At 61.0% G+C, this 26,013-nt stretch carries 23 protein-coding genes and 1 pseudogene; 15 read left to right on the top strand and 9 right to left on the bottom strand.

The features are described 5' to 3' along the window. Positions 1-319: 319 nt before the first annotated feature. The 4 genes from DMX11_RS01960 to DMX11_RS01975 all read right to left on the bottom strand — a co-directional run bounded on the left by DMX11_RS01960 (position 320) and on the right by DMX11_RS01975 (position 4,972). Positions 320-880: a nucleotidyltransferase family protein gene (locus DMX11_RS01960; protein WP_110742912.1), complete on the bottom strand. Its 561-nt coding sequence runs from the start codon at positions 878-880 to the stop codon at positions 320-322. A 193-nt stretch (positions 881-1,073) separates the two neighbouring features. Further along, positions 1,074-2,015, bottom strand: a complete 942-nt coding sequence (locus DMX11_RS01965) for an AraC family transcriptional regulator (RefSeq protein ID WP_110743297.1) — start codon at positions 2,013-2,015, stop codon at positions 1,074-1,076. Positions 2,016-2,042: 27 nt separating this feature from the next. Continuing rightward, a complete protein-coding gene (locus tag DMX11_RS01970; protein WP_110742914.1) occupies positions 2,043-2,876 on the bottom strand; it encodes an oxidoreductase in 834 nt (277 codons plus the stop codon). 584 nt (positions 2,877-3,460) lie between these two features. Continuing rightward, on the bottom strand, positions 3,461-4,972 hold the full coding sequence (locus DMX11_RS01975; RefSeq protein WP_110743298.1) for a sensor domain-containing diguanylate cyclase: 1,512 nt from the start codon (positions 4,970-4,972) through the stop codon (positions 3,461-3,463). Positions 4,973-5,397: 425 nt separating this feature from the next. Here DMX11_RS01975 and DMX11_RS01980 point away from each other — a divergent pair. After that, positions 5,398-7,034, top strand: a pseudogene (locus DMX11_RS01980) (mechanosensitive ion channel family protein). An 11-nt stretch (positions 7,035-7,045) separates the two neighbouring features. Here the strand turns inward: DMX11_RS01980 and DMX11_RS25945 are convergent. After that, positions 7,046-7,201: a hypothetical protein gene (locus DMX11_RS25945; RefSeq protein ID WP_158286148.1), complete on the bottom strand. Its 156-nt coding sequence runs from the start codon at positions 7,199-7,201 to the stop codon at positions 7,046-7,048. 37 nt (positions 7,202-7,238) lie between these two features. On the opposite strand from DMX11_RS25945, the gene DMX11_RS01985 reads away from it, so the two are divergent. Genes DMX11_RS01985 through DMX11_RS02005 form a run of 5 tightly spaced genes read left to right on the top strand, consistent with a single transcriptional unit; the run spans position 7,239 to position 11,285 of the window. After that, entirely contained in the window at positions 7,239-7,835 is a 597-nt protein-coding gene (locus DMX11_RS01985) for a paraquat-inducible protein A (RefSeq protein ID WP_110742916.1), read from the top strand. Then, entirely contained in the window at positions 7,832-8,476 is a 645-nt protein-coding gene (locus DMX11_RS01990) for a paraquat-inducible protein A (protein ID WP_110742918.1), read from the top strand. The genes DMX11_RS01985 and DMX11_RS01990 overlap by 4 nt, the downstream gene beginning before the upstream one ends. Further along, positions 8,457-10,112 (top strand): intermembrane transport protein PqiB, encoded by a 1,656-nt coding sequence (locus DMX11_RS01995; RefSeq protein ID WP_110742920.1) that lies wholly within the window; start codon positions 8,457-8,459, stop codon positions 10,110-10,112. Before DMX11_RS01990 ends, DMX11_RS01995 begins: the two co-directional genes overlap by 20 nt. 16 nt (positions 10,113-10,128) lie before the next feature. Continuing rightward, positions 10,129-10,677, top strand: coding sequence for a PqiC family protein (locus tag DMX11_RS02000; RefSeq protein ID WP_110742922.1), 549 nt, complete (start codon positions 10,129-10,131; stop codon positions 10,675-10,677). A 47-nt stretch (positions 10,678-10,724) separates the two neighbouring features. Continuing rightward, on the top strand, positions 10,725-11,285 hold the full coding sequence (locus tag DMX11_RS02005) for a hypothetical protein (RefSeq protein ID WP_110742924.1): 561 nt from the start codon (positions 10,725-10,727) through the stop codon (positions 11,283-11,285). 37 nt (positions 11,286-11,322) lie between these two features. Here DMX11_RS02005 and DMX11_RS02010 read toward each other — a convergent pair whose 3' ends face one another. Both DMX11_RS02010 and DMX11_RS02015 read right to left on the bottom strand, forming a co-directional pair. After that, positions 11,323-12,597, bottom strand: coding sequence for a Y-family DNA polymerase (locus DMX11_RS02010; RefSeq protein WP_110742925.1), 1,275 nt, complete (start codon positions 12,595-12,597; stop codon positions 11,323-11,325). After that, on the bottom strand, positions 12,587-13,015 hold the full coding sequence (locus DMX11_RS02015; RefSeq protein ID WP_110742927.1) for a LexA family transcriptional regulator: 429 nt from the start codon (positions 13,013-13,015) through the stop codon (positions 12,587-12,589). The genes DMX11_RS02010 and DMX11_RS02015 overlap by 11 nt, the downstream gene beginning before the upstream one ends. Positions 13,016-13,117: 102 nt before the next feature. Between DMX11_RS02015 and DMX11_RS02020 the strand changes: the two genes are divergently transcribed. From DMX11_RS02020 to DMX11_RS02035, 3 genes are all read left to right on the top strand, one after another. After that, positions 13,118-13,837 (top strand): SOS response-associated peptidase family protein, encoded by a 720-nt coding sequence (locus DMX11_RS02020; protein ID WP_110742929.1) that lies wholly within the window; start codon positions 13,118-13,120, stop codon positions 13,835-13,837. 727 nt (positions 13,838-14,564) lie between these two features. After that, entirely contained in the window at positions 14,565-16,151 is a 1,587-nt protein-coding gene (locus DMX11_RS02030) for an ABC-F family ATPase (RefSeq protein WP_016715632.1), read from the top strand. A gap of 182 nt (positions 16,152-16,333) precedes the next feature. Then, entirely contained in the window at positions 16,334-17,521 is a 1,188-nt protein-coding gene (locus DMX11_RS02035) for an MFS transporter (RefSeq protein WP_110742931.1), read from the top strand. On the opposite strand, the gene DMX11_RS02040 is transcribed toward DMX11_RS02035, so the two are convergent. Then, positions 17,489-18,529, bottom strand: a complete 1,041-nt coding sequence (locus tag DMX11_RS02040) for a dienelactone hydrolase (RefSeq protein WP_110742932.1) — start codon at positions 18,527-18,529, stop codon at positions 17,489-17,491. The two genes, DMX11_RS02035 and DMX11_RS02040, sit on opposite strands and share 33 nt — an antisense overlap. 201 nt (positions 18,530-18,730) lie before the next feature. Here DMX11_RS02040 and yghU point away from each other — a divergent pair, with 201 nt between their 5' ends. From yghU to DMX11_RS02060, 4 genes are all read left to right on the top strand, one after another. Then, complete coding sequence (gene yghU / locus DMX11_RS02045) at positions 18,731-19,570, top strand: glutathione-dependent disulfide-bond oxidoreductase (protein WP_110742933.1); 840 nt, start codon at positions 18,731-18,733, stop codon at positions 19,568-19,570. Positions 19,571-19,762: 192 nt separating this feature from the next. Continuing rightward, positions 19,763-21,466 carry an amidase gene (locus DMX11_RS02050; RefSeq protein ID WP_110742934.1) on the top strand — a complete coding sequence of 568 codons (1,704 nt, stop codon included), beginning with the start codon at positions 19,763-19,765 and terminating at the stop codon, positions 21,464-21,466. 106 nt (positions 21,467-21,572) lie between these two features. Next, complete coding sequence (locus DMX11_RS02055; protein WP_110742935.1) at positions 21,573-22,247, top strand: transcriptional regulator; 675 nt, start codon at positions 21,573-21,575, stop codon at positions 22,245-22,247. After that, positions 22,244-23,161: a pyridoxal-phosphate dependent enzyme gene (locus DMX11_RS02060; protein WP_110742936.1), complete on the top strand. Its 918-nt coding sequence runs from the start codon at positions 22,244-22,246 to the stop codon at positions 23,159-23,161. The genes DMX11_RS02055 and DMX11_RS02060 overlap by 4 nt, the downstream gene beginning before the upstream one ends. 49 nt (positions 23,162-23,210) lie before the next feature. On the opposite strand, the gene DMX11_RS02065 is transcribed toward DMX11_RS02060, so the two are convergent. Next, a complete protein-coding gene (locus DMX11_RS02065; RefSeq protein WP_110742938.1) occupies positions 23,211-23,420 on the bottom strand; it encodes a DUF2945 domain-containing protein in 210 nt (69 codons plus the stop codon). Between the two features lie 194 nt (positions 23,421-23,614). Between DMX11_RS02065 and DMX11_RS02070 the strand changes: the two genes are divergently transcribed. Next, positions 23,615-24,712 (top strand): carboxynorspermidine decarboxylase, encoded by a 1,098-nt coding sequence (locus DMX11_RS02070; RefSeq protein WP_110742939.1) that lies wholly within the window; start codon positions 23,615-23,617, stop codon positions 24,710-24,712. Between the two features lie 33 nt (positions 24,713-24,745). Further along, positions 24,746-25,990, top strand: coding sequence for a saccharopine dehydrogenase family protein (locus DMX11_RS02075; RefSeq protein ID WP_003248123.1), 1,245 nt, complete (start codon positions 24,746-24,748; stop codon positions 25,988-25,990). Positions 25,991-26,013 lie beyond the last annotated feature (23 nt).

The raw sequence follows: 26,013 nt of genomic DNA on the forward strand, positions 1-26,013 counted from the left end.
TGGCACAGGTGTTACTGGCCCGAAACAAACGTAGGAGCGAGCGCAGCTCGCGATGCGCCGCGCGGGCGGCGCTCGATCTCATAGGCGCAGAAGATATCACGGCGAACGTCCGCAATGGGTCGAAAGCTGCCGATCGCGAAACTTCACCAGTCTTCAAGCATGCGCACTAGCTGTCGATGCCGCGCTTCCGGTGATGGGTCAATAAGCTTGGTGGATGGTCGGTAAATCGGTCACGCAAGCTCGTCTTAGTCTTAGCGCCATTCCATCGGTCTTTGCTTTTTTGTTCTGCTCATCCAAGCGTGCTACCACTGTCTGACGCTCATTCAACCAACTGAAGCCATGGCCAGCGTGCCTGGTAGCTGGCAGCTTTCGCTCTAAATAAATCTGGACGTGGATTCAACGCGTTCATCCTAAGCCAGTTGTTCGAGAGGTCGTTCAAACCGTGGGTGCAGTAAAGTTTACCAGTACTGACGTCAACACCAAGGCAGGTCGATCGAATGAGATAGCGGTCGATACCATCCGTTACCTTTTCCAACGGTGAATAGGCCGCGCCGAATTTCTCTTCGTACCACAAATGCACGCGGGCCTGATTGCGGATCTCGACGTGGACGCCTAAATGGGAGAACGCCTGCTGAACCCGGGCAATGACTCGGTCTTCCGCTTCCCATGACAAGTCTGCGTCGAAGTAGGCGATGTCATAGTCCTTGATGCCCCACTCGGCAGGTTTTCCCGAGCGGTGATTCCAGAACGTCTGGAACAATGCCCCTGCAACCAACATGGCATTCGGAATGTCGAGTGTTGCCAGGGTCTCCAACAGCGCCCGGTTTATCGGGTTCTGATGGATGATCTCCAGTAGGTGCTCTTTGTTAAGGGGACACATGGATGCCGTCCTTGGTGGCGTCTCAGAACGCTGAGTGTACCTGCCGACATTGTGACCAGTGAAGACAGGGTACCGCTCGATTGCCGCTATCCACCCATGGCAGCATTGGGTCGGCAGCGGCAGCTCACGACCATCCGCTGTCGACCCCGATCAAGGCCTGATGGGTGCCGGGCAAAACAAGACTGTTCGTAGGTCAGTGTGATGACACGAACGGCGATGGCGTTGTCGGTGCCGGCAATGCATACGTTCGTTTCATCCACGCCACCTCCGCTATGGGTGTGCGGCCGAAAAGGCGTTTGAAGTCGCGGCTAAACTGCGAAGCACTTTCATAGCCCACCAGAAATGCGGATTTGGCTGCAGTCAAATCGTTACGCAGCATCAGTAATCGTGCTTGATGCAACCGTGTCGACTTGAGGTACTGCATGGGCGAGGAGTCGGTCACCTTGCGAAAATGCAGATGAAAATTGGGCACGCTCATCTGCGCTTCCCGGGCCAGGGCTTCTACATCCAGATGCTCATGGTAGCACCTGTGGATTTTATGAATGGCGCGCGTCACCTTGCCGAACTTGCCCTGCTGGGCGATGGCCGCACGTAACGTACCGCCTTGTTCACCGGTAAGGATGCGGTAGTAGAGCTCGCGCAGCATCGCCGGACCGAGGATTTGCGCGTCGGCAGGGTTACCCATGACTTCCAAAAAACGCAGGGTCGACTGGCGCAGCGGTTCGTCCATGGGCGATGCGTACATGCCCATAGGCTGAGCCGCGCTGAAGTTCCAGATCTCATCCACCTGCTGAATCATCTCGCCGGCCAGGGTGAAATCCAGACGCAGGTACACCGCCAGCATTGGCTCCGCCTCGCTGGCGTCAGTCTCCATCGTAAAAGGCACCGGCACCGAAACCACCAGATAATGCTGGGCGTCATAGACGTAAACTTCATCACCCAGATAGCCGCGTTTCTGCCCCTGACAGAGGATGACGATGCCGGGTTCATACAAAACTGGCGTACGTGTCAGTGGCCGGTTGGAACGCAGAAAACGCACATCATCCATTGGGCTCAGGTTGTAACCCTCCAACGGCGCAAGCTGGCTCATCAACTGCACCATACGCGCTGTACTCGGGTCCTTGGGTTTTGGCATCGAATGCACGATCTCCACATTTTTTGCTCAACCGTCCGTAGAACAGCTAAGCGCCTCCCATTGCTTGATACTCTCCGCCGTCCGGTGCAGCTTGTCACGCACCAGTGCCAGGGCGTCGCTGCCCAGCAGCAGGTGAGCCGGCGGGGTGGGACTGGCGATAATCGTCAGCATGGCGCGTGCGGCTTTCTGCGGGTCGCCCAGTTGATGGCCGTTTTTTTCCTCGCGCGCTTTGCGCACCGGGTCGAAGCTCGCATCGTAGTCACTGATACTGCGCGGCGTACGCTGCATCGAACGCCCCGCCCAGTCAGTGCGAAACGACCCTGGTGCTACGGCGGTGACAAAAATATTGAAGGGTGCGAGCTCTTTGCTCAACGCGTCAGAGATGCCCTCCAGTGCAAATTTGCTGCCGCAGTAATAGGCAATGCCCGGCATGGTGATATAGCCGCCCATGGAAGTGATATTGAGGATATGCCCTACCCGCCGCTGGCGAAAATACGGCACGAACGCCTTGGTCACCGCCACTGCGCCAACTACATTCACGTCGAACTGACGGCGCATTTCCTCCAATGGCGACTCCTCGAAAACACCCTCGTGGCCATAACCCGCATTATTGACCAGCACATCCACCGGGCCATGCTGATGCTCAACAGCGGCAACCACTGCGTCGATGGCAGTGATGTGGGTAACGTCCAGCACCACGCCATGGGCCCGCTCAGGCGATAGCGCCTCGAACGTTGCCAGGGCGGATTCGCTGCGAACAGTGCCGATCACTCGATGCCCCTGCACGAGCGCTTCCTTAGCCAGGGCCTGACCAAAGCCACTGCTGACGCCGGTGATAAAGAGGGTTTTCTCAGCACTCATGGGGTGCACTCCTGAAGAAATAAGGTGAGGCCATGTTAGGGCTGAGAGTGGTGAGGGACTATGCCGGATTGGATTTGAGTATTGCCTGATCCTATCTGGGTGCTCGGTGGACGCTGCTGATAAAAATCTAGACCCCAGGAAGCATGGGGTAGATCTACAGGCTTCCATCTAAACGTCTCCCATGGCCGAAATTTTCGGGTCACACGACTGACCGCTGTCGACCCATAGCGGACGTTCACCGTGATATCTTCTGCGCCTATGAGATCGAGCGCCGCCCGCGCGGCGCATCGCGAGCTGCGCTCGCTCCTACGTTTGTTTCGGGCCAGTAATACCTGTGCCAATCGCGCGCGATCGTCTTGTTGGTGCGACGCAACATCGCGTCATGCGCCAAAGCCTTCGCGCGCAAACCTCACAGGAATAATTGGCCCGAAATAGACGTAGGAGCGAGCGCAGCTCGCGATGCGCCGCGCGGGCGGCGCTCGATCTCATAGGCGCAGACGATCTCATGGCGAACGTCCGCAATGGCTCGAAAGCTGAAGTCCGCGTCCGGAGGCTAGCGACCCATAGTGGGTCATCTGTGCCTCTCAGGTCGTCACCCCCACGAAGCATTCCACTCGGTTTCGCCCCGTTTCTTTAGCCCGGTAAAGGCATTCATCCGCACGTTTGAGAACTGTCTCGCACGCCATGGTGGCATCGTCGCAACTTGCCACTCCAATCGATACGGTGATGCGGCCCACGATCGGGATCTCGCTGTTCGCGACAGCCTCACGAACCCGTTCTGCAATCAGGTTCGCGACATCCGTGCCTGCGTCGGGCAGTATCAGCAGAAACTCCTCGCCGCCGGCCCTGCACGCCAGATCAGCGGCCCGGCAATGCTCCATAAGCGTCTGTGCGACCTGCCTGATTGCCAAGTCGCCTTTGTCGTGGCCGAAAGTGTCATTGACCCGCTTGAAGTGGTCGATGTCTACCGACAACACCGAGTAGTTTCGCCCGGCCGTTCGCAAGCCTTGCAACTCATCGTCCATTGCCCTGCGGTTGGCCAATCCGGTGAGCGGGTCGGTAAGGGCCTGGCGGTTGAGCCGGCCCATCTTCGCCTGCAGCAACTGCACCCCTGCCAGCATGGCCTGGCGAATGGCCGCTGCTTCACGGTACCAAGCATTGACCCGACGCAGGTCCTCGGTGGTTTGCGGGGCGGCCAGCTGGCCGGCGATCCTGGAAAGCTCACGCAAAGGCCGTGAGATCATCAGCGCACCGGCACCAATCAAGATGATGCCGATGATCGCAGCCGGGACCATGCCCATTACCATGTCGCGCATCAACGTACTCAGTGGTGCCAGACTTGCGTCCTGCGGCTGCTGGGCAACCACTGCCCAACCCGCGCCCGATACCTGGGCATATCCCGCCAGCATCGGGATGCCTTTGTAGTTGCGCACCGCCATGGAGCCGCTACGGCCCAGTAACGCGGCGTCTACTGTTTTGCTGTAGCCAAGCTTTTCGCCAATCCGCGCACTGTCTGGGTGATAGAGCAATTGTCGATCCCGGTCGGCAACGAACGCAAAAGTGCCCTCATGGTAAAAGTGCTGGCTGATCAACGTATGCAGTGCACTTTCCTGCTGCAGATAAATGGAGCCACCCACAATGCCGACAAAGCGGTGGGCAGCGTCGAAGACCGGTACGGCAACGAATACCACCCTGTTGCCAGCAGCCGACATATAGGCAGAGCTGACGTAGGGTTGGCGCGCTGCAAGTGCCTGATTGACCGCCTCAGAGCCCAATGTCGAGCCATTCATCTGTAGGGTGTCAGGGAATACATCCAAGACTTTGGAGGTGGCGTCGACGATGATGATGGCGTTGAAATCAGCGTCCTGTTGCTGCAGTCGCAGCGTCTCGGCATGCATGATTTCAGCGCTGCCCCAGTGGCTGCCCAGTCGTTCGGCACTGAATTGCAAATGGCTCTGCGCCCCACGGATGAATTCCTCGATGCTCGATGCGAGCTTGGCTGCATACGCACTGTTCGATAGCAAGGCGTGCTCGATCAGTGCTTCACGCTGCACCCGATAGGCGGTGACCAGGCCGTTGACCAAGGTCGCCAGCATGGCCACCAGCACCAGGCCAAGAATCAGCAGCCGCAAGTCGAGTACCTTCGCCAAGCTGCGGGGTCCGCCCAATTGTGTGTCGGGTGGTGGTTGCTGTTCGCCAGGCTGGTTAATCACGGCTGCGGGCCCTCCCCTCAAGCCATCGCGCCGCTACTATTGTTGACAGCTTCATGCCCTCTCCTTGACTGCTTCCCCAGCAGGCCCGCTGGCCTGGGCTAACCATAGCCAATCCCGGATTACCCGCAACTGTGCGCCGCTCGATCATACCGGGCCATGGCTGACGAAACCGGTGCCTCGGCTGACGTCGTGGAACACGATCATTGAGGCTAGATTAAAGGTGCACAAAGACTTGATGCCGGCAACTGAATGCTGTCTGAAGCCGACTATGCTGGAAGCAACTCACTCGCAGGCACAGGGGCTGATAAATGAGCAGGCAGCGCAGGTTCGGAGGGGTTGCTTGGCTGACGCTGCTTATCCACGTGCTGTTTTCCCCTCTGCTTCATGCGGACACACCTGGGGCCGTACCCGAGATAGAGGGTGTCGTTGCCGAGCCCGCCCCCCTGACCGTCATGAACCGCACGGTATTGGTGTTTCGTGCGTCCCTGCTGGGCGAAACACCTGCGGTGCGTGCCCAGCGCGCCAAGAAGGTCATCGAGGACACGCTCCAGGAAACCAATGACCTGGAGGTCCGCCTCGACCCTATTCTGCACAGCTACCTGGTGCTGCTTGGCGGGCGCCGTGCCTTCATTGTGACGCCACTGGATGCTGCGGCCGATAGCATCACAGCGGGCGAGGCAGCCGAGCAGGCGGCCGAGAATCTGCGTTTGGTTGTGGAGGAAACCCGTCAGGCGCGTAGCCTGCGCTTTTTGCTCACCGCGATAGGCTACAGCGCTGCAGCCACTTTGATCTTTTTCATTCTGGCCAAGGCCGCAGGCTACTGTCGACGCAAGCTCCTGGGGCTGTTACCTGCATTGATGGGCAAACATTCCGAGCGTTTCAAGGTCGGCCACACGCCACTGTTCGACCTGCAAAACCTCTACTACCTGATCGACCGCTCGCTGTGGCTGCTGACTGGTTGGTACTGTTGTTGCTGTGCTACCAGTGGCTCGGCTTCGTACTCTCTCAGTTCCCCTATACCCGGTCTTGGGGTGAAAGCCTCAATATCCACCTGATGGATCTGCTCGACTACCTGATCAGCGGCATCCTGCATGCCCTGCCCGGCCTGGCGGTTGCACTGTCGATCTTCTTCATCGCCCGTGGCATCAGCGCTTTCTCCAAGCGCGTGCTACGGCGCATGGCACGCCCGGGCACGTTGAAGTGGCTGACCACCGAAACCTTGCAACCGACCATGCGCCTGACTTCGCTGGCGATCTGGCTATTCGCGCTGGTGATGGCCTACCCCTACCTGCCAGGGTCAGGTACCGATGCTTTCAAGGGGCTGTCAGTGTTGCTCGGTCTGATGATTTCGCTGGGTGCAACCAGCGTCATCGGCCAAGGCGCTGCGGGGTTGATCCTCACCTACACCCGCACGCTGCGCGTCGGTGAATTTGTGCGCGTAGCCGACTACGAGGGCACAGTGACCGAGGTGGGCATGTTCACCACGACGATTCGCACCGGGCTTGGCGAAGTCCTGACACTTCCCAACTCCATGATTACCGGCTCGGTCACGAAGAACTATTCACGCATCGTGCAAGGGCCAGGCTATGTGGTCGATACCGTTGTGACCATCGGCTATGACACGCCTTGGCGCCAGGTCGAGGCGATGCTGCTGGAAGCGGCGAGGCGCACCGAGGGCGTGTTGCAGGAGCCCCAACCCCAGGTATTCCAGACGGCACTTTCGGACTTCTACCCAGAATATCGCTTGGTGGCCCAAGCCATTCCCTCAGAACCCAGACCACGCGCGTTGCTGCTGAGCCTGCTGCACGCCAATATCCAGGATGTGTTCAACGAGTTTGGCGTGCAGATCATGTCGCCCCACTACCTCGGCGATCCGGAACAACCCAAATGGGTGCCCAAGGACCAGTGGCATGCGGCCCCATCCAAGCCTGAAAACACTGCTTGAGCCATGTTCGCTCAGGGGGTGGTCAGCGCAATGATCACCGGCCCCCAGAGCGCCAGCAGCACATTCGAGATGGCATAGCACAGGGTAAAGCCGATGACCGGCGTATTGCTGCCGGCGGCTGAAAAATCTGAATTATTTGCCGAATGCTCCAGCGCTTCTATATTCACCTAGACCCTGAATCAGTGCATTTCATTGAGCGACCCCATGCCGACAACGGACGCGTTGATTATCTGCGAGCACTGCGATTGCGTGTATAAAAAATCCACGCTCGGCAAGCACCAGAAAACTATCTGTGTCAGGTGTGGTGGGGTATTGGAGCGCTATAACGGTTTGACCGTGCAACAGCGCCTGGCGCTCACGTTCACCGCGGCAATATTGTGGCTGTTCGCGAATTTCTATCCGGTAATGAGCATCAGCCTGAAAGGCCTCAAGAACAGCGCGACATTATGGGACTCGGTGGTTGCCCTGAGCCAAGGCCCGATCACCTTCATGGCCATGGTCGCAGCCATATCGATCATCATCGCCCCGGGGTTCCAGGTGGTGCTGCTGGTATGGGTACTGAGTTTCGCTCTGGCCTCCCGTCGCGCACCCGGCTTCAAACCGGCGATGCGCTGGCTGGAAACATTGCGCCCGTGGAGCATGCTCGAGGTGTGCCTGCTTGGGGCAATGGTAGCGGTATTCAAATTAGCCGGCATGCTCGACGTTTTGCCCGGCATCGGCCTTTTCGCATTGGCCGTGCTCAGTCTGCTGATGATCCGCATCGCCGGGCGCGACATCCGCGAGTTATGGGACATCCTATGAATCCGCCACCAACGGCCAGCCAGCTCCACCTGTGCCTGTGCCACAGCTGTGGTCTGGCTTGCGACATGACTGACGAGCCGCACCACTGCCCACGGTGTGATGCCCCCTTGCACCGGCGCAAGACCAACTCCCTGACGCGCACCTGGGCATACATGCTTGCAGCCCTGGCGTTCTATGTGCCGGCCAACCTGTTGCCGGTGATGAACACAACGATGTTGGGTGATGGGGCCGACAGCACCATCATGAGCGGCGTGCTGGAGTTCTGGGAGCATGGCGCGTGGGATATCGCGCTGATTATCTTCATTGCCAGCATCGCAGTACCCGGCATCAAGTTCGTTGCTCTTTCGATGCTGCTGATCACTGTGCAGCGTGGCAGCCAATGGGCGCGTAAAGAGCGTTCTAAGCTGTACCGCTTTGTCGAGCTGATCGGGTACTGGTCGATGCTGGACGTGCTGGTGGTTGCCCTGGTGGCCGCACTGGTGAAATTCCAGGCCCTGGGTGACATCGAGCCGCGACCCGGCATTTTGTTCTTCGGCCTGGTGGTGGTCTTCACCATGCTTTCAGCAATGAGTTTCGACCCGCGTCTGATCTGGGAAAGCCCAGCCTCCGAGGAGCCCATGGATGAAACCATCCATCAATGAAGGACCGCAAAATCCGGGGCATGCCCCGGTCAAGACTCGCAGGTTCAGCGTATCGCTGGTGTGGATCGTCCCCATCGTCGCCGTGCTCGTGGGCCTTTCATTGGTCATCCACAGCAAGATGCAAGAAGGCCCGACCATTATCCTTTCCTTCAAGACAGGTGATGGCCTTACCGCCAATAAAACCGAAGTCAAGTATCGCAGTGTGGTCATCGGCCACGTATCCGAAGTCGAGCTCAGTGCCGACCAGAGGAGCGTCAATGCCACAGTCAAGTTGGCCAAGCAGGCCGAAGGATTCACCCGGGAAGATTCAAAATTCTGGGTTGTGCGGCCACGCATCGGAGCCGGGGGCGTATCCGGCATCGACACGCTGCTTTCCGGAGACTATATCGGCGCCGACATCGGCCAGTCCAACAACCGTGTCAGGCAATTCAAAGGCCTGGAAAACCCACCGCCGATTACCTATGGTGAGCCAGGCAAACGCTTCACACTGCACACCCAGGACTTGGGGTCACTGGATATCGGCTCCCCCGTGTACTACCGCAAGATCCCCGTTGGGCAGGTCGTAGCCTACGCGCTGGATGCCGACGGCAAAGGCGTCAGCATCGAGGTGTTCATCCACGCCCCGAACGATGCCTACGTTACCGAAAATACCCGCTTCTGGAATGCCAGCGGCATCGATGTGAACGTCGACGCCAATGGTTTCGCGGTGAAGACCGAATCGCTGTCCACGTTGCTGGTGGGGGGAGTCGCCTTCCGCGCGCCGGAGTACAGCCCCAACGACACCGCGGCTGCCGAAAACAGAGCTTTCGACCTGTTCGCTGATCAGCAAACAGCCCTGGCCCCACCAAACGGCAAGGCGCAGTACCTGGCACTGCGTTTCGACCAGGCGCTAAGAGGCCTCAAGGTGAACGCACCGGTCGAGTTTCTGGGCGTGGAAATCGGCAAGGTTGTGTCGGTCGACCTGGATTTCGATGAGGTAAAACGCAGCTTCCCGCTCAACGTTGGGATTGTGGTCTACCCTCAACGCCTTGGTCGGGCACACCAGAAGCTGCTCAAAGCGCTCCACCATGATCCTGAGGATTTAGCAGCCACTGCACAGATTTTCAGCACCTTCGTCGCTAACGGCCTGCGCGCCCAAGCCCGCAGCGGCAACCTCTTGACCGGGCAGCTTTACATCGCTCTGGACTTCTTCCCCAAGGCTCCCAAAGCCTCCTTCGATACCAGCGCCAGGCCCATCGCGATCCCGACCATCCCCGGCAGCCTCGAACTGTTACAGGAACAACTGCAGGCGATGGTCGACAAGATAAACAAACTGCCGGTGGAGCGCATCGCAAGCAACCTGGACGGCAACCTGGTGGAGTTGCGCAAAAGCCTGGCTCAGTTCAATTCGAAAACCCTGCCTGGCGTGCAGAACACGCTGGCGGATGTCAGCAAGACCCTGCAATCGGCAAACTCGACCCTGGCCGATGACTCTCCTCAACGGGAAAAGCTGACCGAAACCCTCGACGAGCTCGGGCGCATGTCGCGCTCACTGCGGGAGCTTTCGGATTACCTGGGCCGCAACCCCGAATCGCTGATCCGCGGGCGCCCCAACAACGCTGCGCCGATGGATCTACAAGGGCCGCCGCGCAATTGAGCAAAGGAGCTGAGCCATGGCCTTACCCTTCAAGATCACCCTGCTGTTGGCGTGTACGCTGCTGGCCGCCTGCCGCAGCGATCCGATCCAGTTTCACACCCTGACACCTGCGCAACCGGGCGACGCCTACGGCGGTGCGGATGTTGTCATCGAGGGCTTGAGTGTTCCGCCGCAAGTGGACCGGCCGCAAATGGTCATTCGCCAGGGCAACAGCGGCCTGGCAATCCTCGAAACCCAATGGTGGGGCGCCAGCCTGGCCGATGAGCTACGCAGTGCCTTGACCGACCAACTGAGCCATGCCGGCGCGCGTCGCAAAGCCTCCGTACGGCTGGAGGTGCAGCGTTTTGATTCGATCCCCGGCCAGTACGGCCTGATCGACGTCAAGTGGCGCCTGCGCGCGGCGGATGCCAGTGAGCTGCTTACCTGCCGTAGCACCCTGCAGACGCCCGCCGGCCCTTCCATCGATGACGTGGTGAGCGCACAACAAAACAATGTCAAACGCCTCGCCAGCTTGATCAGCCGGGCGGCCAGCGGCGACCAAAGCAGCTGTCCTTCAGCCCAGTGAGCTTTGCGTTGATTTACGAGCGCTAAGGTACATTCGAGGAGGCTCTCGTGGCCAACTTCACCGTTCTGGTGACTGTGCTTTCGATGGTACTGGGTTTGTCCATAACCAGGATTCTGTTGGGCCTCATCACCGTTTTTCGGATCCGCCGCACGGCCCGGCCAGACTGGGTAGCGCTTGTGTGGGCTTTCACGCTGTTTCTGTTTCAGCTGCAATTCTGGTGGGCCCTCAATGACCTCTCCACCATCAAGAAGGAATTTTCATTCGGCGAGTTCCTGCTTCTGGTCAGCCTGACCCTCGCGCTATTCAGCGCAGCGGCGTTGATCCTTCCAAGTCGCAGCGAGGACGAACTGAACGGCCTCAAGGTCTACTTCGAGCAGGATGGGCGGTACGCTTTATTGGCGACTTGTATGTACCTCGGATTAGGTAGCGTGATCAATGTCTTGCTCTTCAATGCCTCACCCTTTCAGCTATGGGCAGTATTGGATCTGGTCATGATTACAGTGTCCCTTGCAGCATTTTTTGCAAAGTCTCGCCGGCTCTATGCGCCCCTGACATTGGCCTATCTACTGTTGTCGGTATTCGATATCGCTGTGTCATTGAACTCATAGGCAGCGCTGCATTTAGCCAGCCAGGCCGATGGCAAGCTCAACATTTGACCGTCCACAAATGATCGATCCGCGTCGTATAGGATTGGCTCATCATCTCCCTCCTCATCCCCCAGTCCGGGGCTGCCGGCACGCTGGCGGCGCGCATTGTCCCCCTCCCCCAGCGCCCGTTGATGTCATCCATCACCTGCATCAGTCGACCACAGGCCACCGACTGCTTGAGCGCAAACAGGTCCTCTGAAAATTCGCCCGGTTGCCGCAAGTCCATCAGCAACACCTCCGCCTTGCTGTACCGGAACCCAGGCCTGAAAATCCGGCCAACCGCATCGGTGGCCAACCGGGTCATCAACAGCGTGTCGCAGGTAGGGTATGGCAGTTCTACCAACGCGCCCTGGGCATGGTGGGCTTCATCCGGGTTGAACATGCCGGTACGAATGCTGACCCGCATGCGCTTGCAAACCGACCCCTGAGCCCGAAGCTTTTCCGCCGCGCGGCCAACGTACGTAGCCACGGCCTGCCTGATAGGCGCCAGGTCGGTCAGGCGCTTGCCGAACATGCGGCTGCAGCAAATCTCCTGCTTTGGCGGTTCGACCTCGTCCAGTTCCAGGCAGGGCGTGCCGGCCAGTTCGCGGGCCGTCTTCTCCACCACCACACTGAACTTCTGCCGCAGCGTCCAGGCATCAGCCTTGGCCAGGTCCATCGCCGTATGGATGCCCATCGCCTCAAGGTGGGCGGTCATGCGCCGGCCAACGCCCCACACCTCCTTCACCTCGGTGTTGCGCAGCACCCAGTCACGCTTGAACGGTTCGGTAATGTCGACCACCCCGCCAGTCTGGGCTTGCAGGCGCTTGGCCATGTGGTTGGCCAGCTTGGCGAGGGTCTTTGTGCGGGCGATTCCAACCCCTACCGGTATACCGGTGCATTGCAATACCCTGGCCCGCAGCTTGCGCCCGAAGTGGGTCAGGTTGCCCTGGACGCCGGAGAGATCGGCGAAGCATTCGTCGATGCTGTAGACCTCTGTCGCTGGCACCATCGACTCGATCAGCGTCATGACACGCTCGCTCATGTCGCCGTACAGCGCGTAATTACTGCTGAAGGCCATGATGCCGTGTCGGCGCAGCTTGTCCTTTGCCTGAAAATACGGTTCGCCCATCTTCACGTATGGCTTAGCATCGTACGACCTGGCGATCACGCAGCCGTCGTTGTTGCTCAACACGACAATCGGGGTCTTGGCCAGGTCCGGCCGGAACACCCGCTCGCAGCTGGCATAGAACGAGTTGCAGTCGATCAGCGCGAAAACCGGGTCACTGCGCATGGTCGCGAACGCTGTAACGCACAACGCCCCAGATGACGAGCTCGTCGCCCTCCATGATGTACCGTGGTGGGTAGGCGGGGTTCTCCGATTGCAGGATCACCACGCCATCGCGACGGTGAAGCCGCTTGCAGACCGGCTCGGTGTTGACGGCAGCAATCACCACATCGCCGTGCTCGGCCTCGCGGCCGCGGTCTACGATGACGATATCACCCGAATAGATCCCTGCCCCCTGCATGCTGTCGCCCTCCACTTTCACCAGATACACATGGGGTGCCCGGAGGTCGAATAGCTCATCGAGGGAAATATGGCCTTCCAGGTGGTCTGCAGCCGGCGATGGAAAGCCGGCCGGGACGTGGAACGCATAGAGCGGTAGCGGTTCTGTGAAGCCGGTTGGCGTACCCAGGAATGTGATGGTCATGACGGAAGGTCCAGTGCAAACTGTATGCATATACAGTAAATCTGGCATCGGGTGCCCGGTCAATCCTGGGTGATGAAATTTCTGACGGGCGAGAGGTGGAAAATGTGCGGACGGTACTCGATGTATGAGTCGATGGATCACTACCTGCGCCAGCTGTCGCTGGACCTGGTGGTGATCAATGGTTACGACCATGAGCCGATCAACCGCTACAACATAGCGCCCTCCACGCGCGTGGAAATCGTTCGCCAGGTAGCGGATGGGTTGAGCGTGGATCGCGTCAAGTGGGGATGGTCGCCGTTCTGGGCGAAAGGTACACGCCCGGATCCGATCAATGCGCGGGCCGAGACGGTAGCGACGGGGAAGTTCTTCAAAGGCCTCTGGCCGAACGGCCGCGCCCTGGCGCCTGCCAATGGCTGGTTTGAGTGGATCGTCGATCCAGCGGACGCAAAGCGAAAGCAGCCCTGCTATATCACCAGCGCCGACGGCGGGCCGCTCTTCTTCGCGGCGCTGGCCGAAGTGCACCACGGCATTGAACCGGACGAGCGCGATGGGTTCGTGATCATCACTGCAGCAGCCGATCAGGGGCTGGTCGACATCCACGACAGAAAGCCCTTGGTGCTGGCCCCTGAAGTTGCCAGGGAATGGGTGAACCCGGCCACAACGCCCGAGCGCGCAGTGGAGATCATCGAAGCGGGATGCCGGCCTGCTCAGGATTTCCGCTGGTTCCCGGTAGGAAAAGCAGTCGGCAATGTCCGCAATCAAGGAGCGGAACTGATTGAACCTCTTGATGAGCAGGGCCGCCAGGGCAACTTATGGCGTTGAGTTAGGTGTGGCTGGAGGTGTTCGTCATGACAGTGTTGGCGCTTGCAAGATCGAGCGCCGCCCGCGCGGCGCATCGCGAGCTAGCGCTCGCTCCTACGCTTGTTTCGGGCCAGTAACGCCTGTGCGGGCGCGCGCGACCGCCTGGTTTGTACGACACGATACCGAGCCATGCGCCGAGGCGTTCGCGCACAAATTCCACAGGAATAACTGGCCCGAAACAAACGTAGGAGCGAGCGCAGCTCGCGATGCGCCGCGTGGGCGGCGCTCGATCTGACAAACGCTGAAAATATCAAGGCTGACACCCCCATGCCCAACGCCTCCCCCCCGCGGATGGCGACCCTTCGTCGTATGGCTTCCAAATTAGCCCACCTGTAAGCCCTTTCAGGTTCCAACGACGCAAAGGTGGGCTGTGGTTCAACGAGCCAAGTGTTACAATCCGCCGCCTAAAATCGGCGCTCAAGGCGCTGACCATCCGAAAACGCCGGCAGGACGACACCCGCCATACCTAGCCACCATGTGCCTGATGCCTGTTATGAACCCCGGTTCATTGCGACCAGCTCGGCCACAGCGTGGAAATGGTGCCCTCTACTTGCGCGAAATGGATCAGCTCCTCCTTGGACTGGAGGGAGCTGGAGAACCTGCCGCCCCGAGTCGTATTGGTCCGACATTGGCCCAAAACGGACCCGAGGGCCTAAATACACCTCTGGAACCCCCGCAGGACAAGCACTTGATTTCTACCGCCAACATCACCATGCAGTTCGGCTCCAAGCCACTGTTCGAAAACGTTTCCGTCAAATTCAACAACGGCAACCGCTACGGCCTGATCGGCGCCAACGGCTGCGGCAAGTCGACCTTCATGAAAATCCTCGGCGGTGACCTTGAGCCGTCCGGTGGCCAGGTCATGCTCGAGCCGAACACCCGCCTGGGTAAACTGCGCCAAGACCAGTTCGCCTACGAGGAATTCACCGTGATCGACACGGTGATCATGGGCCACGGCCAACTGTGGAAGGTCAAGGCCGAGCGCGACCGTATCTACTCGCTGCCGGAAATGACCGAGGAAGACGGCATGGCCGTCGCCGAGCTGGAAACCGAATTCGCCGAAATGGATGGCTACACCGCCGAATCCCGCGCCGGTGAACTGCTGCTGGGCCTGGGTATCCCGCTGGAACAGCACTTCGGCCCGATGAGCGAAGTAGCGCCAGGCTGGAAGCTGCGTGTGCTGCTGGCCCAGGCACTGTTCTCGGACCCGGACGTGCTGCTGCTCGACGAACCGACCAACCACCTGGACATCAACACCATTCGTTGGCTGGAAACGATCCTCACGGCGCGTAACAGCACCATGATCATCATTTCCCACGACCGTCACTTCCTCAACAGTGTCTGCACCCACATGGCCGACCTGGATTATGGCGAACTGCGCCTGTTCCCGGGCAACTATGACGAGTACATGACCGCCGCCACCCAGTCGCGTGAGCAGCTGCTGTCGGACAACGCCAAGAAGAAAGCCCAGATCGCCGAGCTGCAGACCTTTGTCAGCCGTTTCTCGGCCAACGCCTCGAAAGCCAAGCAAGCGACTTCGCGTGCCAAGCAGATCGACAAGATCCAGCTGGCCGAGGTCAAGCCGTCCAGCCGAGTCAGCCCGTTCATCCGTTTCGAGCAGACCAAGAAACTGCACCGTCAGGCAGTGGTCGTCGAGAAAATGGCAAAAGCCTTTGACGACAAAGTGCTGTTCAAGAACTTCGACATCACGGTTGAAGCAGGCGAGCGCGTTGCGATCATCGGCCCGAACGGTATCGGCAAGACCACCCTGCTGCGCACCCTGGTCGGCGAAATGACGCCGGATGCCGGCTCGGTGAAGTGGACCGACAGTGCCGAAGTGGGCTATTACGCCCAGGACCACGCCCACGACTTCGAAGACGACATGACCCTGTTCGACTGGATGGGCCAGTGGACCTCCGGCGAGCAGGTGATCCGCGGCACGTTGGGTCGCATGCTGTTCTCCAACGACGAAATCCTCAAGTCGGTGAAAGTGATTTCCGGCGGTGAGCAAGGCCGCATGCTGTTCGGCAAGCTGATTTTGCAGAAGCCGAACGTGCTGGTGATGGACGAACCGACCAACCACCTGGACATGGAATCGATCGAAGCACTGAACCTGGCGCTGGAAAACTATCCGGGTACTCTGCTGTTCGTCAGCCACGACCGCGAGTTCGTGTCGTCGCTGGCCACGCGCATCATCGAGCTGTCGGCCGATGGCGTGGTCGACTTCAGCGGCACTTACGATGACTACCTGCGTAGCCAGGGCGTGTTGGTCTGATTGCAGCGCAAAGCCTGGCCACCGTGGGTGGCCGGGCCTCTTCGCGGGCTTGCCTGCAAAGAACCGACCACCAGTCCCACCCACTGGTACTATCCGACGAATAATTCGTTAGCCTGCTTTCTTTTCCTTCGCGCAACGGCCATGATGGGACCACGCCCAACCGCCCGCCCGCGAAAGAGCCCATGACCGCGCAACAACCTGCCCCCGCCAGCAACACGCTGCACATCACCCTGCAGATCCTGTCGATCGTTTTCTACACCTTCATTGCCTTCCTCTGTATCGGCTTGCCGATTGCGGTGCTGCCCAGCTACGTGCACGACCAACTCGGCTTCGGCGCAGTGGTCGCCGGGGTTACCATTGGCCTGCAATACCTGGCCACCCTGCTCAGCCGCCCATTCGCCGGCAAGGTGGCGGACACCCTGGGTGGTAAACAGGCGATCCGCTTTGGCTTGCTGGGGATTGCCAGTTGCGGGGTGTTGACGCTGTTGTCGGCCTGGACCCTGAGCGCACCACTGCTGAGCCTGGCCCTGCTACTAGCCGGGCGCTTGCTGCTGGGCATCGCCCAGGGGCTTATTGGTGTGGCTACCCTGAGCTGGGGTATCAGCCAGGTGGGGCCGGAGCACACTGCCCGGGTAATCTCCTGGAACGGTATCGCCTCGTATGGTGCCATCGCCATTGGTGCGCCCCTCGGGGTGCTGGCTGTGGACGTGCTGGACTTCAGCGTGCTGGGGCCGGCGTTGCTGGTGCTGGCAACCCTCGCCCTGCGGGTTTTGCGCAAGCGCCCCGACGTGGTCGTGGTACGCGGCGATCGCCTGCCGTTCTGGTCAGCGTTCGGCCGGGTGGCGCCGTGCGGCCTGGGCTTGACCCTGGCTTCGATCGGCTACGGTACCCTCACCACCTTTGTCACCCTTTACTACCTTGAACGCGGTTGGGCCGGCGCGGCCTGGTGCCTGAGTGTCTTTGGCGTCTGCTTCATCATTTCGCGGTTGTTGTTCGTCAACGCGGTCAACCGCTTTGGGGGCTACAACGTGGCAGTCGCCTGTATGGCCACGGAAGTACTGGGTCTTGGCCTGCTGTGGCTTGCGCCTTCACCGCCGTGGGCGCTGGTGGGTGCCGGGCTGACCGGGTTCGGGCTGTCGCTGGTGTACCCGGCGTTGGGTGTCGAGGCGATCAAGCAGGTGCCCAGCAGCAGCCGCGGCGCAGGGCTGGGGGCCTATGCGGTGTTCTTCGACATGGCGCTGGCCATCGCCGGGCCGGTGATGGGGACCGTGGCTGTGCACCTGGGCTATGCCTCGATCTTCTGTGTGGCCGCCCTGCTGGCCCTGGCCGGTGTGGGTCTAACGTTGCTGCTGCGCGCCCGCCGCAGCTGACTGCTCAGCCGGCTCCGGCGCCCCCAGGGCCTGGCGGAAGAATGCCGCCGTCTCGCGTTGCAGCGAATGATGGATATGCCGACGGTCGACGCCGGCGGCATCCTTGCATAACGCCGGCATCCGCGCGGACTGCTCGGTATCGCAATGGGCCATGAACACGAAATGCCCGGCACCCGCCAACAAGCGGTAGTCCGGCGTGATGGGCAGTTTTCGGGCCAGGGGTTCGGCATTGCGCTCTACGGCCACCAGCTGGTCACTGTCACCGCTATAGATCAGCACCGGCACGTGAACCCCGAGTAGCGCATGGCGCCCGAACAGCAGGCTCAAAGGTGCCATCAACATGGCGGCGCCCACCCGCGGGTCAGCCTCGGGCACGAGTTCGCTACGATCGGCAATCAGTATGCCGTGGGTCTTGCAGGCATCGGCGTCGTTCGGGCGCTCCAGGCAGTACTGGCGCAGGCGGTCCAGATCCGGGCGCGCCCCAGAGAGGATCAACGCGGTTTCACCCCCCGCCGAATAGCCGATCACACCGACCTTGCCGCCATTCAGGTAAGGCCCGACCAACGCATCATCGCGGGCTGCTGTGATGGCAGCACTGACTTGCAGCGGTCGGCCATAGAGGTTGCTCAGGGTACCGAGGCGACTAGGGTCGCGAGCGTTGTCGCCTGGATGCACCACCGCCACCACTACGAACCCCTGGCGCGCCAGCGAGGTCGCCAGGTAGTGCAAGGCCAATGGGCTGCCGGTATTGCCGTGCGACAGCAGCAGCAGCGGGAATCGCCCCATGGCGACTGGCGCTTCTTCGGCGACTTCCAGCGGGTAACCCTCTATGCGGGTGCTGCGGGCTTGGCCAGCGGCCGGATAAAAGGCCAGCGCCTGCATGGGCCGGCGGTCGACCGGGTCGGCCAGGGTCATGTGGTGCAGCCCGACTGTCCATGGCGCAGCTTCGGCATGGGCCAACAGGCCGCCGAGCAAGGCCAACGCCATCAGGCTGCGAGGGAGAGTCATCGGCCGGCGGTTCCGTGCAGGGCGAAGGGAGAGCCCAGCATAGAACCCGCCTGCCCCGTGCCGGATGAAAACTGGATGAAAACCGCGTCATGCAAAGCGTGCGCGCGCCCTGTGCATTTGCGCATTGCGTCGAACCCGTGGCATAGATGCAGGTCCACGTCTTTACGTGACCGTTTTCGCGCCATTGAAGGAGTTTCATGCATGAGCAAGCCCGCCTACGTGCCACCCAAGGTCTGGCGCAACGACGCAGCCTCCGGCGGCCAGTTCGCCAGCATCAACCGCCCGGTTGCCGGCCCGACCCACGACAAGGCGCTGCCACTGGGCAAGCACCCGCTGCAGCTGTATTCGCTGGCTACGCCCAACGGCGTCAAGGTGACCATTGCCCTTGAAGAACTACTTGCCTTGGGCCATGCGGGTGCCGAATACGATGCCTGGCTGATTCGCATTGGCGAAGGCGACCAGTTTTCCAGCGGCTTCGTCCAGGTCAACCCCAATTCGAAGATCCCCGCCCTGCTCGACCGCAGCGTCGAGCCGCCGGTGCGGGTGTTCGAGTCCGGCTCGATCCTGCTGTACCTGGCGGACAAGTTCGGCGCTTTGCTACCAACGTCGCCCGCGGCGCGCACCGAGAGCCTGAACTGGCTGTTCTGGCAAATGGGGGCGGCGCCCTACCTGGGCGGTGGCTTTGGCCACTTCTATGTGTATGCGCCGGAAAAGTTCGAGTACGCCATCAACCGCTTCACCATGGAAGCCAAGCGCCAGCTGGATGTGCTTGAACGCCGGCTTGCCGAAAGCCGCTACCTGGGTGGCGAGGACTACAGCATTGCCGATATCGCCGTGTGGCCATGGTACGGCGAGCTGGTGCGCGGCAATCTGTATGGCGCAGCGGAATTCCTGGCGGTGGACGAGTACCCGCATGTGCGGCGTTGGGCCGACGCAATTGCCACGCGCCCGGCAGTGCAGCGTGGCACCCGGGTAAACCGTACATGGGGGGATGAAGCCAGCCAGGTACCGGAGCGGCACGCGGCGCAAGACCTGGACTGACCTGTCCAAGGTCGCCCAGGCGAGTGGACGCGGCCCTGCAGGGGACCGCGTCGTCCTTGAAGGGGGCGGTTCAGCCCCCCGACAATGCCCGCCTGCATAAAACCATTTGCCCCGGCGCAAACCTGCGTCCGCCCAGCCCTTCTTGTACACTCCTCGCAATAGCCCCCACCTGTACATTTTTTTGGTGAACGCATGATCGAGGTAACCGAGGTTTCCATTGCCGAGCTGCGCGCAGCGCTCGAGTCGGGCCGCACCACAGCGGTCGAGCTGGTCAAGGCCTACCTGGCACGTATCGACGCCTACGATGGCGCTGACACTGCCACCGCCCTGAACGCTGTCGTGGTGCGCAACCCAGAAGCGCTGAAAGAAGCCGAGGCCTCCGATGCCCGTCGCGCCAACGGCCAGGTGCTGAGCCCGCTGGACGGTATCCCCTACACCGCCAAGGACAGTTACCTGGTAAAGGGCCTGACCGCTGCGTCCGGCAGCCCGGCCTTCAAGGACCTGGTGGCCCAACGCGACGCCTTCACCATCGAGCGCCTGCGCGCCGCCGGTGCCGTGTGCCTGGGCAAGACCAACATGCCGCCCATGGCCAACGGTGGCATGCAGCGTGGCGTGTATGGCCGCGCCGAAAGCCCGTACAACGCTAACTACCTGACCGCACCCTTTGCCTCGGGCTCGTCCAACGGGGCCGGCACGGCCACCGCTGCCAGCTTCAGCGCCTTCGGCCTGGCCGAAGAAACCTGGTCGAGCGGCCGTGGCCCGGCGTCCAACAATGGCCTGTGCGCCTATACCCCGTCGCGCGGGGTGATTTCGGTACGTGGCAACTGGCCGCTGACGCCAACCATGGACGTGGTCGTGCCCTATGCGCGTACCATGGCCGACCTGCTGGAAATTCTCGACGTCGTTGTCGCCGATGACGCCGACAAACGCGGCGACCTGTGGCGCCTGCAACCCTGGGTACCGATCCCCGCAGCCTCCACGGTGCGCCCGGCTTCGTACCTGGACCTGGCCGTGGATGCCAGCGCGCTCAAAGGCAAGCGCTTTGGCGTGCCACGCATGTATATCAATGCCGACGCCGAAGCCGGCACCTCGGAACAACCAGGCATCGGCGGGCCGACCGGCCAGCGCATCAACACCCGCGCCTCGGTGATCGACCTTTGGCAACAGGCCCGTCAGGCCCTGGAAGCGGCCGGCGCCCAAGTGCTGGAAGTGGACTTCCCGCTGGTGTCCAACTGCGAAGGTGACCGCCCGGGTGCGCCGACCGTGTACAACCGCGGCATCGTCAGCAAGGCGTTTCTGCATGATGAGTTGTGGGAGCTGTCGGGCTGGGGCTTCGACGACTTCCTGCGCGCTAACGGCGACCCCAAACTCAACCAGTTGGCGGATGTCGATGGCCCGCAGATCTTCCCGCACGACCCGGGCACCCTGCCCAACCGTGAAGACGACCTGGCGGCCGGCATGGACGAATATGTCAACATGGCCAAGCGCGGCCTGAAGACCTGGGACCAGATCGAGACCCTGCCCGATGGCCTGCGTGGCCTGGAACAGACGCGCAAGCTGGACCTGGAAGACTGGATGGACACGCTGGGCCTGGACGCGGTGCTGTTCCCTACCGTGGCCGACGTGGGCCCGGCGGATGCCGACGTCAACCCGGCATCGGCAGACATTGCCTGGAGCAATGGTATCTGGGTGGCCAATGGCAATCTGGCGATTCGTCACCTGGGCGTGCCGACCGTGACCGTGCCGATGGGCGTGATGGCCGATATCGGCATGCCCGTGGGGCTGACCTTTGCCGGCAAGGCCTACAGCGACAACGCGCTGCTGAGCTATGGTGCCGCCTTCGAGGCGACCGGCTCGCGCCGCATGATCCCGCCACGTACGCCGGCTCTCGGCTGAGTACTGGGGGCTGGCTTGCCAGCCATGATGCCGGCAGGCCCGACACAGATCGCATAATTCAACTTCATGTGTAAGAATGCACAAAATGTTGAATTTTCGATCTGCCATGCCCATCGCCCCCCTCGAAGAACGCCAGCTCACCCTCACCGTGCTCAAGGCCGCTATCCAGGCCTTGGGCAGCGTTGCCGCCCGCAACATGGAAATCCTCCTGCACGACCTCGACCACCCCGAACACTCGGTGGTGGCGATCGTCAATGGCCATCTTTCAGGGCGCAGCATCGGCAGCCCCATCCTTGCAGCACCGGAACAGGACCAGGGTTTCAAGGCCCTGATGCAGGCCTCAGCCGACCAGCAAGGCCGTGAGCCGGTGGTGCTGCCCGACTACCCCACCACGCTCAAAGGCCGCACGCTACGCAGCGCAACGGCCATCTTCCGTGACAGCAGCGGCCACCCGTTCGCCAGCCTGTGCGTCAACACTGACGTCACAGGCCTGGACGCTGCCATGAACTTCCTTCAGCAGTTCCAGCCACTGGGCGCCACGCCAGCCGCCAGCGAACCGGCCGACATGGAGCTGCTGATGAGCGAAATCATCCAGGCCTCGCTGCAACGCAGTGGCCAAGGGCGGATGAACAAGCAGGCCAAGGTCGAAGCGGTACGGGTGATGCAGGAGCGTGGCCTGTTCATCGTCAAGGGCGGGGTCGAGAAAGCCGCCAGCGCCCTCGGCGTCACCCGCTACACCATCTACAACTACCTCGAACAATTGCGCGGAGCCAGCCAATGACCTTGCACATTCAGACCCCCCTGATCGAATCGCGCCCGCTGTCGCTGGCTGCCGGGCGCAACATCTGGCTCAAGCTTGATGCCCTGCAACCCTGCGGGTCGTTCAAGCTGCGCGGTGTGGGCCACGCCTGCGAGGTCCATCAGGCGCGTGGCGCCAGGCACTTCGTGTCGTCCTCGGGCGGCAACGCCGGCCTGGCGGTAGCCTACGCCGGGCGCAAGCTGGGGGTACCGGTGACGGTGGTAGTGCCCGAAACCACCACTGAACGGGCCAAGCAGCTGCTGCGCCTGGAGGACGCCAAGGTGGTGGTGCACGGCAGCTCCTGGCAAGAGGCCAACGAACTGGCACTGACCCTGGTCGGCGCTGGCGATGCCTTTATTCATCCGTTCGATGACCCGTTGCTGTGGGCCGGGCATGCCAGCCTGGTCGACGAGGTGGCAGCAGCCGGGGTCAAGCCCGATGCGGTGGTGCTGTCGGTGGGCGGTGGCGGGTTGCTTAGCGGAGTGGTCGAAGGGCTACAGCGCAATGGCTGGGGAGATGTGCCGGTGCTGGCGGTGGAAACCACCGGCGCTGCCTCGCTGCACGCTGCCATGCAAGCCGGGCACACGGTCGAACTGCAGCGCATTGCCTCGATCGCCAGCTCGCTCGGTGCCAAGCGGGTGGCTGAACAGGCGCTGGCCTGCACGCTCAGGCATCCGGTGCACAGCCATCGGGTCACTGACCGGGCGGCGCTGGAAGCCTGCGAGCGGTTCCTGCTCGACCATCGGCTGCTGGTGGAGCCCGCCTGTGGGGCGGCACTGGCGTTGGCCTATGACTCGAGCGCACTGGCCGGTTTGCAGAATGTGCTGGTTGTGGTGTGTGGCGGGGCTACGGCCACGCTGGAGCAGATCCAGGCTTGGTTGCAACACGCCGATTGAGGTTAGCTGTACCGACCTCTTCGCGGCGGTTCGACGCCGCGAGGGTCATTCAGTCCCTCTCCAGCGCCGTTTCCTTGTGCATCGCCAGGTGCCCGGTCTTGCTGCTTTTCACCTCATACTGCGGCTCATCCTGCGAACAGTGCCGGTGCCGGCCGCAAAACTCGACGTCGCGGGTATGCACCTTGACCACCGTGCCGTGGATGATCCCGGCCTCGGAATTCCAGCGCACGTTGTCGCCTGGCTTGTACACGTTGCTCATCGGATTCTCCTCCCGGTACACGGTTGCTGATTACGATAGTCACATGCCGTTGTTCTACTGAGCCCGCCGCAACCGGAAAATCCCCTCGCAACGACGTCAACCCTGACGAAATGCATATCCCACCCTTTCGGTCTGCGGCAAGTGAAGGCACAATGCGTGTCCTTTTTTTGGCCGGCCTGGCCGGGGGCCTTTAAATGATCAAGACGCCGTACTACCTCATCGATAAAACCAAGCTGCTCAGCAACATGGAGAAGATCGCCTACGTGCGTGAACACTCTGGTGCCAAGGCCCTGCTTGCCCTCAAGTGTTTCGCCACCTGGTCGGTATTCGACCTGATGCAGCAGTACATGGACGGCACGACTTCGTCCTCCCTCTTCGAGCTCAAGCTCGGCCGCCAGAAGTTCGCCGGCGAAACCCACGCCTACAGCGTGGCCTGGGCCGACGACGAGGTCGAGGAAATGCTCGAGAACTGCGACAAGATCATCTTCAACTCGATCGGCCAGCTGCAACGCTTTGCCGAACAGTCCGAAGGCAAGGTGCGCGGCCTGCGCGTCAACCCGCAAGTCAGCAGCTCCGACTACCTGCTGGCCGACCCGGCGCGCCCGTTCAGCCGCCTGGGCGAATGGGACCCGGCCAAGATCGAGCAAGTGATCGAGCAGATCTCCGGCTTCATGTTCCACAACAACTGCGAGAACGGTGACTTCGGCCTGTTCGACAAGATGCTCAGCCACATCGAAGAGCGCTTCGGCCACCTGCTGCACAAGGTCGAATGGGTCAGCCTGGGTGGTGGTATCCACTTCACCGGTGAAGACTATGCGGTCGATGCTTTCTGCGCGCGCCTCAAGGCCTTCGCGCAAACCTACGGCGTGCAGGTGTACCTGGAACCTGGCGAAGCCGCCATCACCAACAGTGCCTCGCTGGAAGTGACCGTGCTCGACACCCTGTACAACGGCAAGCACCTGGCCGTGGTCGACAGCTCGATCGAAGCGCACCTGCTCGACCTGCTGATCTACCGCCTCAACGCCAAGATGGCCCCCAACGACGGCGAGCACACCTACATGGTCTGCGGCAAGTCGTGCCTGGCCGGTGACATCTTCGGCGAGTACCAATTCGATCGTCCGCTGGCCATTGGCGACCGCCTGTCGTTCATCGACACGGCCGGTTACACCATGGTCAAGAAAAACTGGTTCAACGGTCTGAAAATGCCATCCATCGTGGTCAAGCAACTCGACGGCAGCGTCGAAGTGGTTCGCGAGTTCGGTTTCGAAGACTACGTTTCCAGCCTGTCGTAAGACCGGCTTTCAGAGTAAGGAGCGAAAGGTAAATTGAAGAAGAACGTTCTTATCATTGGTGCAGGAGGTGTCGCCAAGGTGGTGGCCCACAAGTGCGCGCAGCATAACGACGAACTGGGTCGTATCGCTATCGCGTCACGGAACATCTCCAAATGCCAGGCCATCATCGACAGCGTCAAGGCCAAGGGTAGCCTCAAGGTACCCGCCGACATCCAGGCCTTCTCGCTCAACGCCCTCGATGTCGAGGCAACCAAGGCGCTGATCCGCGAAACCGAATCGCAGATCGTGATCAATGTGGGTTCCGCCTTCCTCAACATGTCGGTGCTGCGTGCCTGCATCGATACCGGTGTCGCCTACCTGGACACCGCCATCCACGAAGAGCCGGGCAAGATCTGCGAGACCCCGCCGTGGTACGGCAACTACGAGTGGAAACACCTCGAAGAGTGCCAGGCAAAGAACATTACCGCCATTCTCGGCGTCGGTTTCGACCCGGGTGTGGTGAACAGCTACGCCAAACTTGCGCAGCAGCAGTATTTCGACAGCATTGATTCGATCGACATTCTCGACGTCAATGCCGGTTCGCATGGCAAGTACTTTGCCACCAACTTCGACCCGGAAATCAACTTCCGCGAGTTTACCGGGCAAGTGTGGAGCTGGCAGAACAGCCAGTGGACCAGCAACACCATGTTCGAAGTCAAGCGTACCGACGACCTGCCCGTGGTAGGTTCGCAAAACCTGTACCTGACCGGCCACGATGAAGTTCACTCGATTTCGAAGAACCTCAACGTGCCGAACGTGCGCTTCTGGATGAGCTTCGGCGAGCACTACATCAACGTGTTCACCGTGCTGAAAAACCTCGGCCTGCTCAGTGAGCAGCCGGTGAAAACCGCCGAAGGCCTGGAAGTGGTACCGCTGAAAGTGGTCAAGGCCGTGCTGCCGGACCCAGCCTCGCTGGCCCCTGGCTACACCGGCAAGACCTGCATCGGTGACTTGGTCAAAGGCACCAAGGATGGCCAGCCGCGCGAAGTGTTCATCTACAACGTGGCCGACCACGAAGAAGCCTACGCCGAGACTGACAGCCAGGGTATTTCCTACACCGCCGGTGTACCGCCAGTGGCTGCCGCCCTGCTGGTTGCCCGGGGCGAATGGGATGCCAAGCGCATGGTCAACGTCGAGGAACTGCCAGCCGAGCCGTTCCTCAAGGCGTTGGACGTGATGGGCCTGCCGACCCGCGTCAAGGATGAAAAAGGTGATCGTCCTTGGGACGCTGAAGCCTAAGCAGTCACGCAGACGGGGCGCCA

Source organism: Pseudomonas sp. LB-090624, from assembly GCF_003205205.1.
In the GTDB taxonomy this organism is placed as follows: Bacteria; Pseudomonadota; Gammaproteobacteria; order Pseudomonadales; family Pseudomonadaceae; genus Aquipseudomonas.

Excerpts from the sequence above, each read along its gene's own strand:
- DMX11_RS01960 (WP_110742912.1), bottom strand. The coding sequence starts at position 880 with ATGTGTCCCCTTAACAAAGAGCACCTACTGGAGATCATCCATCAGAAC.
- DMX11_RS01965 (WP_110743297.1), bottom strand. The coding sequence starts at position 2,015 with ATGCCAAAACCCAAGGACCCGAGTACAGCGCGTATGGTGCAGTTGATG.
- DMX11_RS01970 (WP_110742914.1), bottom strand. The coding sequence starts at position 2,876 with ATGAGTGCTGAGAAAACCCTCTTTATCACCGGCGTCAGCAGTGGCTTT.
- DMX11_RS01975 (WP_110743298.1), bottom strand. The coding sequence starts at position 4,972 with ATGCTGGCGACCTTGGTCAACGGCCTGGTCACCGCCTATCGGGTGCAG.
- DMX11_RS01985 (WP_110742916.1), top strand. The coding sequence starts at position 7,239 with ATGCCGACAACGGACGCGTTGATTATCTGCGAGCACTGCGATTGCGTG.
- DMX11_RS01990 (WP_110742918.1), top strand. The coding sequence starts at position 7,832 with ATGAATCCGCCACCAACGGCCAGCCAGCTCCACCTGTGCCTGTGCCAC.
- DMX11_RS01995 (WP_110742920.1), top strand. The coding sequence starts at position 8,457 with ATGAAACCATCCATCAATGAAGGACCGCAAAATCCGGGGCATGCCCCG.
- DMX11_RS02000 (WP_110742922.1), top strand. The coding sequence starts at position 10,129 with ATGGCCTTACCCTTCAAGATCACCCTGCTGTTGGCGTGTACGCTGCTG.
- DMX11_RS02010 (WP_110742925.1), bottom strand. The coding sequence starts at position 12,597 with ATGCGCAGTGACCCGGTTTTCGCGCTGATCGACTGCAACTCGTTCTAT.
- DMX11_RS02015 (WP_110742927.1), bottom strand. The coding sequence starts at position 13,015 with ATGACCATCACATTCCTGGGTACGCCAACCGGCTTCACAGAACCGCTA.
- DMX11_RS02020 (WP_110742929.1), top strand. The coding sequence starts at position 13,118 with ATGTGCGGACGGTACTCGATGTATGAGTCGATGGATCACTACCTGCGC.
- DMX11_RS02035 (WP_110742931.1), top strand. The coding sequence starts at position 16,334 with ATGACCGCGCAACAACCTGCCCCCGCCAGCAACACGCTGCACATCACC.
- DMX11_RS02040 (WP_110742932.1), bottom strand. The coding sequence starts at position 18,529 with ATGACTCTCCCTCGCAGCCTGATGGCGTTGGCCTTGCTCGGCGGCCTG.
- yghU (WP_110742933.1), top strand. The coding sequence starts at position 18,731 with ATGAGCAAGCCCGCCTACGTGCCACCCAAGGTCTGGCGCAACGACGCA.
- DMX11_RS02050 (WP_110742934.1), top strand. The coding sequence starts at position 19,763 with ATGATCGAGGTAACCGAGGTTTCCATTGCCGAGCTGCGCGCAGCGCTC.
- DMX11_RS02055 (WP_110742935.1), top strand. The coding sequence starts at position 21,573 with ATGCCCATCGCCCCCCTCGAAGAACGCCAGCTCACCCTCACCGTGCTC.
- DMX11_RS02060 (WP_110742936.1), top strand. The coding sequence starts at position 22,244 with ATGACCTTGCACATTCAGACCCCCCTGATCGAATCGCGCCCGCTGTCG.
- DMX11_RS02065 (WP_110742938.1), bottom strand. The coding sequence starts at position 23,420 with ATGAGCAACGTGTACAAGCCAGGCGACAACGTGCGCTGGAATTCCGAG.
- DMX11_RS02070 (WP_110742939.1), top strand. The coding sequence starts at position 23,615 with ATGATCAAGACGCCGTACTACCTCATCGATAAAACCAAGCTGCTCAGC.